The sequence below is a fragment of the uncultured Corynebacterium sp. genome, assembly GCF_902489365.1.
In the GTDB taxonomy this organism is placed as follows: domain Bacteria; phylum Actinomycetota; class Actinomycetes; order Mycobacteriales; family Mycobacteriaceae; genus Corynebacterium.
In genome coordinates this window covers 30,281-43,204 of record NZ_CABTZR010000005.1, presented here as the reverse complement: position 1 = coordinate 43,204, position 12,924 = coordinate 30,281, and the positions used below count along the sequence as shown (strand labels likewise).

Below are 12,924 nucleotides of genomic sequence, written 5' to 3'. Positions count from 1 at the left end.
AGAACTTTTGACTATTTCAAGGGAGTTGTAACCCTCATGATCGACGAGATCCAGCTCGAAGCTGAAGAGCACATGACCGCTTCGGTAGAGCACACCCGTGAGCAGCTGCTCACCATCCGCACCGGCCGCGCCAACCCGTCCATGTTTAACGGCTTGGTCGCTGAGTACTACGGGGTTCCGACCCCGATTACTCAGATGGCAACCATCTCGGTCCCTGAGCCGCGCATGCTGCTCATCAAGCCTTATGAGCAGTCCGTGATGAATGAGATTGAGAACGCAATTCGCAACTCGGATCTGGGTGTGAACCCGACGAATGACGGTCAAGTACTGCGCGTGACCATCCCGCAGCTGACCGAGGAGCGCCGCCGTGACATGGTCAAGTTGGCCAAGAGCAAGGGCGAGGACGGCAAGATTGCTATCCGCAACATCCGCCGCCGTGCCATGGAGCAGCTGAAGAAGCTGCAGAAGGATGGCGACGCGGGTGAGGACGAAGTTATCGCCGCCGAGAAGGAGATGGAAAAGATTACTTCCGGCTACATCGATCAGGTAGACCAGCTCGTAGCTAACAAGGAAGAAGAGCTCATGGAGGTCTAGCCTCCGCGCTCACAGAGTTTTGACTTGCCGCCGCGCCAGGCACCGACCAGCACGGCGGTCTTTTCTGTGTAGACCTTGACTTACCCCACGATTGAATGAGGAGCACGCGTGAGCACTGAGCACTCGAGCCGAATGCCCAAACCCAAAAACTCCGCGGGTCGAGACATGCCCGCGGCGATTGCCGTTGGTGTTGGTTTGGGTGCGCTCGTTGTCTTTGCGGTGTGGGCCGGGCCCCTTGTGTGGTACCTCGTCGTAGCCACAGCGCTGGGTCTAGCCATGTGGGAGGTCCTTACCAGGCTGCGGGAACACTCCTACTACGTCCCGCGGACGTTGCTCATCGTCTTGGGCCAAGCCATGGTGTGGGTCTCGTGGTTCCTCAATGCCTCCGGCCTCGTCGCGGTTTATGTGGTTGCGGTCTTGGCGCTCATGTTCGGCCGCCTCTTTCACAACGGCAGACACCGCCCCCCGATCAACTATCTGCGCGATATGTCCGTGGGTATTTTCGTTCTCACCTGGATCCCACTTTTTGGCACCTTTGCCGCGATGCTTTCGCGGGTGGAGACCCCCTTTGCCTCGGGGGCGGCGTCGATTGTCGTGTTTATGCTGTGCGTCGTCGCCTCAGACACCGGTGGTTTCATCGCCGGCGTGATGTTTGGCTCGCACCCCATGGCTCCCGCGGTGAGCCCCAAGAAGTCGTGGGAGGGCTTTGCCGGCTCGGTAGTTTTCGGCACCATAACCGGTGCATTGAGTTTCGCGTTCCTGCTGCACCACACACCATGGGTGGGTGCGCTCATGGGCCTCGGGCTCGTTTTCTGCGCCACCCTCGGTGACTTGGTGGAGTCTCAGTTTAAGCGAGAATTGGGCATCAAGGATATGTCTGCCTTGCTGCCCGGTCACGGCGGCATCATGGACCGCCTGGATGGCATGCTGCCATCCGCGATGGTCACGTGGGTGGCAATGAGCTTCCTGACCACCCTGGCGCCGTAGGTCTTAGCGGCGCGCTTGCTTGCGTACCTGGCGGCGCAACTCGAACATGCGCCAGCCGCCCACCAGGGCCATAATGAGCGCGCCGGCAATGGCGCAGATGAGGTAGGTGACACCGGCGGGGAACTGCACTGACCAGTTAAGGAAGTTCAGCGGTACTTGGTGCTGGTTCTGCAGGATGAAGATGATAAGGACGATGAGCAGCAGGAAGCCTACGATGAGGGCAATCCACGTGCTGGCGGCGAAGGAGCCCTTCACCTTGCCATCATTCTTGTTCTCATTATTCGGCGTGGTTGGAACTGGCTCTACCGAGCCTTCGGTGGCGGGGGCTTCCGCGGTGTAATCAGTCAGCGGCTCGTCGGCCGGCGCGGTGGTGCGGAATTCCTCAGGGGAGTTTTCTGGATTCGTCATGCATCTATTAAATAGGTTGAGATGTCACTTTCGCCACTCCAGCAGAGCTTAGATTGGATAATGTGGCCAAAAACGTGGAAAATGGGCTCTACCATGGCTGAACCACTGAAACTGAATTTCTCCGCTCCGCGCCGCGGGTTACCCCCGAAGCACTTCGCGGACCTGACCGAGGCCGAGCGCATTGAGGCGCTCGCGGAACTTGGGCTGCCCAAGTTCCGGGCAAAGCAGCTGGCCAAGCACTACTACGTCCACCACACCGCTGATGTCTCCGAGATGACGGATATCCCGGCTGCCTCCCGCGAGGCAGTTCAGGAGCGTTTGTTCCCCACGCTCATGCAACCCATCCGTCAGACTTCCACCGATGACGGCGAAACCACCAAGTCCCTGTGGCGTTTGCACGACGGCACGCTGCTGGAGTCCGTGCTCATGCGCTACCCAGGGCGCGCCACCCTGTGTATCTCTTCCCAGGCTGGCTGCGGCATGGCCTGCCCGTTCTGCGCTACCGGCCAGGGCGGGTTGGACCGCAACCTGTCCACCGCGGAAATCGTGGAGCAGTTTAGGCACGCTGCTCGCCTCATGGAAGAGGAAGGGGGGCGCTTAAGCAACGTTGTTTTCATGGGTATGGGTGAGCCGCTGGCCAACTACAAGCGCGTGGTCCATGCGGTGCGCCAGATTACCGGTGCTGACTTAAACGGTTTCGGCCTTTCCCAGCGCAATGTCACGGTGTCCACGGTCGGCTTGGCCCCGGCCATCCGCAAGCTCGCAGATGAGGATTTGTCCTGCACCCTCGCCGTCTCCCTGCACACCCCGGACGATGAGCTGCGCGATACCCTCGTGCCGGTGAACAACCGCTGGCCGGTTGAGGAGGTCCTCGATGCCGCTAAGTACTACGCCGATAAGTCTGGCCGCCGCGTCTCCATCGAGTACGCGCTGATCCGCGATAAGAATGATCAGGATTTCCGCGCAGACATGTTGGGCCGGAAGCTCCATGCGGCGCTGGGCTCCAAGGTTCACGTCAACGTGATTCCGCTCAACCCCACGCCGGGTTCCGAGTGGGACGCCGCCCCGAAGGCGCGTCAGGACGAGTTCGTCCGCCGCGTCATTGCGCAAGGCGTGCCGTGCACCGTGCGCGATACCAAGGGCGATGAAATTGCCGCGGCCTGTGGCCAGCTCGCCGCCGACGAGCGCGAGAGCGCTTAAGAGCTCTGCTTACAGTTTCCTAACAATAGTTTCGCCGGAGAACAAAGCATTAATGGTTCTTGATACCGTTAAGGCTTATGACTCATCCTTATCGCGAGGACTTAGCCGCAGATCCGCGCAGCCAAGCTTTGGCGGTGCGCGATCTGCGCAAGTCCTTTGGTTCTCAGATCGCTGTCAATAGCCTCAACCTGGATGTTCCACGCGGATCCATCTACGGGATAGTGGGGCCCAATGGCGCGGGCAAGACCACGATGCTGACCATGGCCTGCGGTCTCCAGCGCCCCGATTCAGGCCAGAGCTTCATCGCTGGTCACAATGTGTGGGAGGAGCCCATTCCCGCCAAGCAGGCCATGGGGCTGCTCATGGATGGGGCGCCGGTCTTTGACCGTCTCACTGGCGCTGAATACCTCCATTACCTCGGTGCCCTTCACAAACTGGAACGCTCCGAGTCGCTGCGCCGTGCGCAGGAGCTTCTCGACGCCCTCTCCCTCTCCGAGGCCGCCGACAAACGCATCGCCGACTACTCCGCCGGCATGACCAAAAAGATCCTCCTGGCCGGGGCCGTCCTGCACAACCCGGAGGTGCTCATTCTCGATGAGCCGCTGGAAGCCGTGGATCCGGTCTCCGGGCGCCTCATCCAGCAGATGCTGCGCGCCTATGCCTCGCGCGGCGGCACGGTGATCTTGTCCTCCCACGTCATGGAGCTCGTCGAGGGGCTGTGTGATCACGTCGCCATCATCAACGGCGGCCAAGTCATCACTGCGGGACACGTTGACGATGTCCGCCAGGGCCAAAGCCTGAGCGATCTATTTATCGCTGCCGTCGGCGGGCGGGATCTGGATGCCTCGAAGTTTGGGTGGCTGCGCTCGCCAGCGGCAGGTGAGCGCGAATGACATCCACTCTGTTCAGCCTTCATCGCACTTTGTGGTGGCGAAGCGTTTCCTCCAACCCGGCGACGCTCATGATGGGGCTCATGATGCTGATCTACGGAGCAATCGGCCTCCTTTCCATCGCAGCTATGGCATATGCCGATATCACCACGCCCGGACACGGCTACCAAGCACTGACCGTCGGCGTGGCGGGCGGCATGCTCATCTACGTTCTCCTCGCTCTTTTTATGCCGGCGGGGGAGAACCAACTGAGTCCGACAACCTTAGGAGCCCTTCCTCTGACTCCCCGCGAGGTCCTTCCGGGCTTGTTCTTTGCCGGCCTGCTGACCACCCGTGCCATCATGTCGGTCGTCTTTTCCCTGGTGTATGCGATCATCGGCACCATTTTCCTCATCCTGACAGGACCCGGGTGGGCTGCGGTGCCCTTCGTCGTGGGCATGGTGCTGTCGTGCGCGACGACCATCATTGTTGGCGAATGCCTTGGCCAAGTGGCTTCTGCCATCGCGGATTCCCAGAAATCCCGCACCCAGATCGCGGCGATGGTCGTGATGGGCCTGCTGGTCTTTGGCGTGCTGCAAGCGCAGAGCGTCCTCGAGTCCTTGCCACCACTTGATAGAGTCGGCGCCATCATGGCCTGGACCCCGTTTGGTGCGGGGGTGGGGTGGGCGCTCGCGCTTGCCGACGGCCACTTCCTCACCGCCCTAGCCCAACTGCTCATCGCGGTGGCCAGCCTTGGACTGCTGGGCTGGGTGTGGTCGTGTCAGATAGCCGGCCTCATGCGCAATCCGGGAGCGGGTGGTGACGTAGCCAGCGAGGTGACGGGCAAGGGCGTATCCAAGTTGGAGTTGGGCGCGTGGTCTTATTCCAGCCCTGCGGCGATGGAGTATACCCGTGCGTTGCGTTATCTCACCCGTGATAAACGGCAAGCAGGCATGCTCTACATGATGCCTTTGTTTGGCGTGTTGACGCTCTATCAGTTGTGGAAGGGCGATGATTTCGCCGCCTATTTCATGCTGTGCTTCAGCGCAATCGTGCTCTCTTCGCTCTTGGCTAATGATTATGGCTTTGATGGACCGTCGAATTGGGTTCACATGGTGGCACCGGTTGCTCCGCGCACCATCCTCCATGCACGCCACCTCGCACACGTCACCATTCCCTTGATTGGGTTTGTGCTGCTTGCTGTAGTGGTTCTTGTCTTTAGTGATGACGTCACCTTGGGCTTGTTGAGCACAGCTGTGGCCATAGGCGTGTTCATCTCCACGGCGGCGGTGGGCTTGGGACTGACCGTGCTTAACCCTTATCCCTTGTCCGCTCCTGGGCAGAACCGGTGGAATGATAAGTCCGGCTATTCCGCTGGCGCTTTCTTCACGGCGTTTGTCGGCATGCTGCTGGTGTGGGTGCCCGCGCTTCCTGGCATCGTGGTCTCTGCCCTCAGCTATGAGCGCGGCGGCTGGCTGCTGTACGCCGCTGTGATAGTTTCTCTGCTGGTTCCGGCGCTCGTCTACGCCGGTGTCTGGCGCTTCGCCGGAAACAGAGCGCAGGAGCGGACACCGGAAATCTACGCTGTGGTCAACCGCTACGTGACTTAGGTGAGCGCAAAGCAAAGCTCCCTCTCCGCAATTCATACATGAACTGCGGAGAGGGAGCTTTGGTTAAAGCGAAGAGGCTTTTAGTTAGCCACCGGCTTGGCGGCGTGGCGGCCTTCGGTCACACCACGAAGGTGGGCAACGCGGGAGGGCTCGATGTTGAGGGCACGCAGCTCATCATCAGTCAGGGAAGCGTAGACGTTGTGAACGGTCTTCTGCTCGTATGCCCAGTCCGGCTCCTCGTGGCCTACCGGCTTGTTACGGGCGGTCAGGGTGCGCACCTGGGAGAGCTTCGGCTGCAGGGCGTAAATCACCAAACCGAGGGCGATAAGGACTGCCAAGGCGATAAGCCAAATCGTCTCCACGTGGCCCTTGTGGTTACCAAAGTTATAAGCAAGCAGGAAGACGACGGATGTCCAGCCGGCGATCTGTACGCCCGAGCGGCTGATGCGGGACCAACCGAAACCTGCGGACGGGACGTCATCGGTGGATACGCCGTCGAAAACCTGCGATGCCGGCTTGTGGGAAGACACTTGCTCTCCTTTGCGTGTACATGCAGCTCACCCTGGTTAGAACTAGTTGAGTCGAGCGAGCGCACGAAAAATGCCAGTTATTCTCTGTAGTAGTTTAAATGATCCTGCCGACAACCGCGATTAAACACCCCCGCCTATCGCTATCGGAGCGCACGGGACTCCGACTAGGGTCGACCGGCTAGGGTTGAGAGTGTGAGTACCCAACGCATTCTGATTCTCGGCTCTACTGGCTCGATCGGCACCCAAGCTCTGGACGTTATCGCAGATAATCCGGATAAGTTCACGGTCGTGGGCATTGCCGCCGGCGGTTCCAACCCGCAGCTTATTATCGAGCAGGCTCGTGCCCTCAACCTTTCGTTTGACCACGTGGCCGTCGCCAAGCCCGATGCGGCACGCACCGTCTCCGAGGCCCTCGGCGGCGCTGTGCTGTCGGGCCCAGACTCCGCAGAAGAACTTGTCAAGGCCATCGATGCGGATAAGGTTCTCAACGCGCTCGTTGGATCCATGGGCTTGGCATCCACCATCGCCACTTTGGAGAAGGGCGAGCTGTTGGCGTTGGCGAACAAAGAATCTCTCGTCGCCGGCGGCTCCATCGTCACTCGCTTGGCGGGGGAGGGGCAGATCATTCCGGTGGATTCCGAGCATTCCGCCATGGCGCAGTGCCTACGCGCGGGCAGCGGTGTGGAGCTTGAGCGCCTCGTTCTTACTGCCTCTGGTGGTCCTTTCCGTGGGTGGACCCGCGAGGAGATGTGGGATGTCACCCCGCAGCAAGCAGCGCAACACCCGACGTGGTCGATGGGGCAGATGAACACCCTGAATTCGGCGACATTGGTGAATAAGGGCCTGGAGCTCATCGAGGCGACGCTGCTTTTCGACGTCCCCCCGGACCTCATTGACGTCACCGTCCACCCCCAATCCATCGTGCATTCCATGGCCACCTTCACCGATGGTTGCACGATTGCACAATGCTCGCCGCCGTCGATGAAGCTGCCGATCTCCTTGGCGCTGGACTGGCCGCACAGAGTGCCGGGTGCTCAGCCAGCGTTGGACTTTTCCACCGCACATGATTGGCGCTTCGAGCCGCTCGATGACGAAGCCTTCCCAGCCGTTCGCCTTGCCCGGGAGGTAGCCGCTGCCGGAGGCACGCATGCTGCCGTGTACAACGCTGCGAACGAGGAGGCCGCGGCAGCTTTCTTGGCGGGCCGCATCCACTTCCCGGAAATTGTTGACGTGGTTAGCCACGTCGTGGGTCAGGCCTCGGAGTTCGCTGGTGTACCCTCTAGCGTCGATGATGTCCTCGCCGTGGAGGGTGAGGCCCGCCGTCGCGCGAACGCGCTGGTGGATTCGCTCGCTCGTTAGAAAGCCTCAGAGTTTATGGCAAATGTCCTCGGTATTATCCTCTTCGCTTTGGGGATCGGCATCACTGTTGCCCTACACGAGGCAGGCCACATGTTCACCGCCCGTGCCTTCGGGATGCGAGTGCGGCGCTACTTCATCGGCTTCGGACCCCGCATAGCGTCCTTTACGCGAGGCCATACCGAATATGGCCTCGCGGCGTTCCCAGTGGGCGGCTTCTGCGATATCGCGGGCATGACCGTGCAGGATGAGTTCCTCACCGAGGAGGAAGAGCCCTACGCCATGTACAAGAAGCCGGCATGGCAACGCATCATCGTGCTGGCTGGTGGAATCACGGTCAACCTCCTCTTGGGATTCATTATTCTGCTGCTCATCGCCATGACCTCGGGCCTGCCCAACCCAGATGCGGATGTCCGTCCGCGCGTCGGTGAAGTGTCTTGCGCGGCGAATCAGAATTCCAACGGTGATCTCGAGCCCTGCCAAGGGAAGGGCCCGGCAGGTGAAGCGGGAGTGGAACCAGGGGACATTGTTCTAGCGCTCAACGGTGAAACTATGGATTCCTTCGCCCAGCTTCGCGACACCGTTATGACCCACCCCGGCGAAACCGTCACCCTCACAGTGGAGCGCGATGGCGCACCACGCGATTTCGACATTCCCCTGGCCACCGTGACTCGCCTCAACGCTGAGGGTCAGCTGGTGGAGGTCGGTGCCATTGGCATGACCAATCAGATTATCGATATTAGGGAGACCTACTCCTTCGTCGATGCCTTCCCAGCGACTGCCCGGTACACGGGCTTCGTTCTGGACGCTACGGTGCAAGGAATCGCCCAGTTCCCCGCAAAGATTCCAGGTGTGGTGGCTTCCATCTTCGGGCAGGAGCGCGATGTCAACGGGCCGATGTCCGTGGTGGGTGCTTCCCGCGTAGGCGGCGAACTAGTGGAGCGCAGCCTGTGGTCTTCCTTCTTTATGATGTTGGCCACCCTCAACTTCTTCCTCGCGCTGTTTAACCTCATCCCGTTGCCGCCTTTTGATGGCGGTCACATCGCCGTCATCATCTATGAAAAGATCCGCGATGCTCTGCGCCGCCTCATGGGTAAGGAGCCGAAGGGGCCGGCAGACTATACCAAGCTCATGCCAATTACCTATGTGCTGGCTTTCCTCCTCATGGCGGTGGGCGCGCTCATCATGATTGCGGATGTGGTCAACCCGATTCGGCTATTTGGCTAGCGATCCTGCTGCCCCGTGCGGTGCTAGAGTGGGGGCGTTAAACCCCAATTAGCAAGGAGCGCACATGTCGACCCCTATTGGTCTTGGAATCCCCGACGGCCCACCTCCTACCTTGGCGCCGCGCCGCAAGACGCGCCAGCTCATGGTTGGTCAGGTGGGCGTGGGCTCTGATCACCCCATTTCCGTGCAGTCGATGACCACGACGAAGACGCACGACGTCAACGCCACCCTTCAGCAGATTGCCCAGCTGACTGCCAGCGGCTGCGATATTGTTCGCGTGGCCTGCCCGAAGACGGTGGACGCGGAGGCTTTGCCAGCGATTGCCAAGAAGTCCCCGATCCCGGTGATCGCCGACATCCACTTCCAGCCCAAGTACATCTTTGCCGCCATCGATGCCGGCTGCGCGGCAGTGCGCGTCAACCCGGGCAACATCAAGGAATTCGATGGCCGCGTCAAGGAAGTTGCGAAGGCCGCCGGCGATGCTGGCATTCCGATTCGCATTGGTGTCAACGCCGGTTCTTTGGACAAGCGCATCATGGAAAAGTACGGCAAGGCCACCCCGGAGGCTCTCGTCGAGTCTGCACTGTGGGAGGCTGGCCTCTTCGAGGAGCACGGCTACGGCGATATCGCCATTTCCGTCAAGCACAATGACCCGGTGGTCATGGTGGAGGCCTACCGCCAGCTCGCCGCTCAGTGTGACTACCCGCTGCACCTCGGTGTTACCGAGGCCGGCCCGGCATTCCAGGGCACCATCAAGTCATCCGTGGCTTTCGGCGCCCTTCTCGCCGAGGGCATCGGTGACACCATCCGCGTGTCCTTGTCTGCGGACCCGGTCGAGGAGATCAAGGTCGGCGACCAGATTCTGCAGTCCCTCAATTTGCGCCCGCGCAAGCTGGAGATTGTCTCCTGCCCGTCCTGTGGTCGTGCACAGGTGGACGTCTACAAGCTGGCTAACGAGGTCACCGAAGGCCTCGACGGCATGGAGTTCCCGCTGCGCGTGGCCGTCATGGGCTGCGTGGTGAACGGTCCGGGCGAGGCCCGCGACGCCGATCTTGGAGTGGCCTCCGGTAACGGCAAGGGCCAGATCTTTGTCAAGGGTGAGGTCATCAAGACCGTTCCCGAATCCAAGATCGTGGAAACGCTCATCGAAGAGGCAATGCGCCTGGCAGAAGAGCAGGGCCTGGAAGCCGTGGAGGGCGCCAAGGCTGAGGTTCGAGTTACCAAGTAGTCCACCCCGCGGTGTGGGGCGGCCGTCTAGCCGCCCCAGGCTGCTACGCTGCCCAAGCATGAAGAGGTTCGTGGCGCTGCTGGGTGCGGTAGGTTTCGCGGCGTCGTCTGTGGTGGGATGTACCCCCAAGCCGGTGTCTGCGCGCCCTGTTGCAGAAGAGTTTCTTGAGAGCATGGAAACTCGCAACAATGAAGAGTTGGTACAGCTGATCGATGACGGAACCACCGCCACGAACACCCTCGACGCCACCTTCGCAGGCCTCCAAGCAGAAGGCCTTGACGTCGAGCTGACCGGGGTAGATCAGGAAGAGGCTCAGGCCACCGCGCACTATTCAGTGACGTGGACTCTGCCGCGTAATCGTTCCCTCCGCTATGACACGTCCATGGCCTTGACTCGCAAGGACAAGGACTGGACTGTCCGCTGGCAGCCCAGCATCATTCACCCTGATCTCGGCGCGCACCAGCACCTCGAGCTGCGCTCGGTCGCACCGAAGCGCGCAGGCGTGGTCTCCTCCGATGGCGTGGAGTTGATGTCACCGGGGCTGCAATACCGCCTTGTTGTCGATACCGAGGCTGTTGATGACCCGCGCCCGCTGGCAGCTAAGGTTTCCGGCGCTTTGAGCCAGGCGCATCGGGAGGATGACTCCATCCCCGAGATTGATTCTGGCGAACTTGCTACAAACCTCGAAGGGATCGATGGTTCCTACTCGGTCACCATGCTCAACGAGGCCCAGGCAGCGAGGCTGCGTCCCGTCCTGGAAAACCAGAAGGGGATTCGCTTCAATGAGGAGCCGGCTCTCATCACTCGCGATACCGGCCTGGCACCCGACATCCTCTCTCGTGTGCGATCCATGGTTTCTGAAGAAGTCGATGGCAAGAATGGTTGGTCCGTCTCTGTCGTGAACGAACACGGGGCTGCGCTATCCGACGTCGAGTATCACGAGCCCGAAGCGGCTCCTTCCATCAAGGTCTCGCTGGATTATGACGTTCAGCGTGCTGCGCAAGAAGCCATTAATCTGCACCCCGGGTACGAGGCCATGATTGTGGCCATGCGCCCCTCAACGGGCGAAATCCTGGCCGTGGCGCAAACCCCGGAAGCGGATAAGAAGGGTGACATCGCACTCCAAGGCCAGTTCCCTCCCGGCTCGGTCTTCAAGATTATTACGGCCTCGGCGGGCGTCGACAAGCAAGGCCTGTCCACAGACTCTATCGTGCCCTGCCCGGGCACCATGGATCTGTACGGGCGCACTGTGACCAACTACAACGGGTTCTCGCTCGGCTCGGTTCCGCTGCGGCAAGCCTTTGCACAATCCTGCAACACCACGTTCGCACAGATCTCGACCGACCTTCCCAAGGGTGAACTGCGCGACGTGGGCAAGCAATACGGGCTGGGCATCGACTACGACGTGCCGGGGCTTTCGACGATTACCGGTTCTATCCCAGAGGGCGAAACCCCGCTCGAACGCACGGAAGCCGGCTATGGCCAGGGCCTTGATCTTGTCTCTCCCTTTGGCATGGCGCTTGTTTCTTCGACGGTAGCGGCTGGCAGGACCCCGACGCCGACTCTCATCGAGACACGGGAGACCAAGGTTTCCGAGGAGGTCTCCGCGCCGAGTGAGGAGACGCTGAATCAGGTACGGGATATGATGCGCCAGGTGGTGGCGAGCGGTACTGCGGCGGGTATGCAAGCCGGGGGCACTATCTACGGCAAGACCGGTGAGGCGGAAATCAACGAAGGATCACACGCGTGGTTCACCGGATACCGTGATGATGACATCGCGTTCGCCACGCTGGTAGTGCTGGGCGGTGGCTCGACGATTTCGGTCAACATCACTGATAACTTCCTACAGCGTTTGGACGCCCTCCGCGCGGAAGGCCACGGCGAGGTTGCACCCGCACAAGAGCAGTAGCGCGCACCCATTAGTGCGCCAATGGTGCTCTTTGTCGGGCGCTGGGGAAGAGGGCTACCATGAGTAGTTATGACTAAGCGCGCGATGCTGAAACAGGAAAAAGATACTCCAATCCGCACGGTACCGAAGGATATTGAACGCCCAGAGTACGTGTGGAAGGACACGGTCCAGGAAGCCCAGGGCGAGCCATTTGTGCAGACTCCGGAGGTCATTGAGGCCATGCGTGAAGCCTCCCGCATCGCGGCCAACGCTCTGCAGGAAGCCGGAAAGGCTGTGGCCCCCGGTGTGACCACGGATGAGATTGACCGCGTTGCGCACGAGTACATGTGTGATCACGGTGCCTACCCGTCGACGCTAGGGTACTTGGGCTTTCCGAAATCCTGCTGTGTGTCCCTCAATGAGATTGTCTGTCACGGCATCCCGGATACCACGGTGATTGAGGACGGCGACATCGTCAATATCGACGTCACGGCCTTCAAAAATGGTGTACACGGCGATACCAACGCCACCTTCCTTGCGGGCAATGTCTCGGAGGAACACAAGCTGTTGGTGGAGCGCACGAAGGAAGCGATGATGCGCGGCATCAAGGCCGCTAAGCCCGGCCGTGAGATCAACGTCATCGGACGCGTCATTGAGTCTTATGCTCACCGCTTTGGCTATAACGTGGTGACTGACTTTACGGGGCACGGTGTGGGCCCGACCTTCCACAATGGCCTCGTCGTTTTGCACTACGATTCCATGACCTACCGCGACATCCTGGAACCGGGAATGACGCTGACCATCGAGCCGATGATTAATCTCGGCTCGCTGGACTATGAGATTTGGGATAACGGCTGGACCGTCCAGAACACCGATGGCAAGTTCACCGCCCAGTTCGAGCACACCATCGTTATCACCGATGACGGCAACGAGATTCTTACCCTGCCTGGTGAGCTTGACTAGCTAAGAATACACACAACACATACAGGGCTGCCCTAACTGCCGAAAGGTCTCCGGATCCATGATC

General features: G+C 60.4%; 12 protein-coding genes. 10 read left to right on the top strand and 2 right to left on the bottom strand.

Annotated features, from left to right (window positions below):
• The first annotated feature begins 36 nt into the window (after positions 1 to 36).
• Positions 37 to 594, top strand: a complete 558-nt coding sequence (gene frr / locus RDN59_RS01705) for a ribosome recycling factor (RefSeq protein ID WP_308606286.1) — start codon at positions 37 to 39, stop codon at positions 592 to 594.
• Positions 595 to 726: 132 nt separating this feature from the next.
• On the top strand, positions 727 to 1,581 hold the full coding sequence (locus tag RDN59_RS01700) for a phosphatidate cytidylyltransferase (RefSeq protein ID WP_308606304.1): 855 nt from the start codon (positions 727 to 729) through the stop codon (positions 1,579 to 1,581).
• A 3-nt stretch (positions 1,582 to 1,584) separates the two neighbouring features.
• On the opposite strand, the gene RDN59_RS01695 is transcribed toward RDN59_RS01700, so the two are convergent.
• Complete coding sequence (locus RDN59_RS01695) at positions 1,585 to 1,989, bottom strand: lipopolysaccharide assembly protein LapA domain-containing protein (RefSeq protein WP_308606285.1); 405 nt, start codon at positions 1,987 to 1,989, stop codon at positions 1,585 to 1,587.
• A 93-nt stretch (positions 1,990 to 2,082) separates the two neighbouring features.
• On the opposite strand from RDN59_RS01695, the gene rlmN reads away from it, so the two are divergent.
• The 3 genes from rlmN (at position 2,083) to RDN59_RS01680 (ending at position 5,668) form a co-directional block, all read left to right on the top strand.
• On the top strand, positions 2,083 to 3,189 hold the full coding sequence (gene rlmN, locus RDN59_RS01690; RefSeq protein ID WP_308606283.1) for a 23S rRNA (adenine(2503)-C(2))-methyltransferase RlmN: 1,107 nt from the start codon (positions 2,083 to 2,085) through the stop codon (positions 3,187 to 3,189).
• A gap of 77 nt (positions 3,190 to 3,266) precedes the next feature.
• On the top strand, positions 3,267 to 4,082 hold the full coding sequence (locus RDN59_RS01685) for an ABC transporter ATP-binding protein (protein WP_308606282.1): 816 nt from the start codon (positions 3,267 to 3,269) through the stop codon (positions 4,080 to 4,082).
• Positions 4,079 to 5,668: an ABC transporter permease gene (locus RDN59_RS01680; RefSeq protein ID WP_308606280.1), complete on the top strand. Its 1,590-nt coding sequence runs from the start codon at positions 4,079 to 4,081 to the stop codon at positions 5,666 to 5,668. The genes RDN59_RS01685 and RDN59_RS01680 overlap by 4 nt, the downstream gene beginning before the upstream one ends.
• An 80-nt stretch (positions 5,669 to 5,748) precedes the next feature.
• Here the strand turns inward: RDN59_RS01680 and RDN59_RS01675 are convergent, their stop codons facing one another.
• A complete protein-coding gene (locus tag RDN59_RS01675) occupies positions 5,749 to 6,198 on the bottom strand; it encodes a DUF2631 domain-containing protein (RefSeq protein WP_308606278.1) in 450 nt (149 codons plus the stop codon).
• 192 nt (positions 6,199 to 6,390) lie between these two features.
• On the opposite strand from RDN59_RS01675, the gene dxr reads away from it, so the two are divergent.
• The 5 genes from dxr to map all read left to right on the top strand — a co-directional run bounded on the left by dxr (position 6,391) and on the right by map (position 12,860).
• Positions 6,391 to 7,557, top strand: a complete 1,167-nt coding sequence (gene dxr / locus RDN59_RS01670; RefSeq protein ID WP_308606276.1) for a 1-deoxy-D-xylulose-5-phosphate reductoisomerase — start codon at positions 6,391 to 6,393, stop codon at positions 7,555 to 7,557.
• Positions 7,558 to 7,572: 15 nt separating this feature from the next.
• The gene (locus RDN59_RS01665; RefSeq protein WP_308606275.1) at positions 7,573 to 8,781 is read left to right on the top strand and encodes a site-2 protease family protein; all 1,209 of its coding nucleotides are present in this window, start codon (positions 7,573 to 7,575) and stop codon (positions 8,779 to 8,781) included.
• A gap of 64 nt (positions 8,782 to 8,845) precedes the next feature.
• Positions 8,846 to 10,009 carry a flavodoxin-dependent (E)-4-hydroxy-3-methylbut-2-enyl-diphosphate synthase gene (ispG, locus tag RDN59_RS01660; protein ID WP_046648061.1) on the top strand — a complete coding sequence of 388 codons (1,164 nt, stop codon included), beginning with the start codon at positions 8,846 to 8,848 and terminating at the stop codon, positions 10,007 to 10,009.
• 58 nt (positions 10,010 to 10,067) lie between these two features.
• Positions 10,068 to 11,918 (top strand): penicillin-binding transpeptidase domain-containing protein, encoded by a 1,851-nt coding sequence (locus RDN59_RS01655; RefSeq protein ID WP_308606274.1) that lies wholly within the window; start codon positions 10,068 to 10,070, stop codon positions 11,916 to 11,918.
• Between the two features lie 69 nt (positions 11,919 to 11,987).
• Positions 11,988 to 12,860: a type I methionyl aminopeptidase gene (gene map / locus RDN59_RS01650; protein ID WP_308606273.1), complete on the top strand. Its 873-nt coding sequence runs from the start codon at positions 11,988 to 11,990 to the stop codon at positions 12,858 to 12,860.
• Positions 12,861 to 12,924 lie beyond the last annotated feature (64 nt).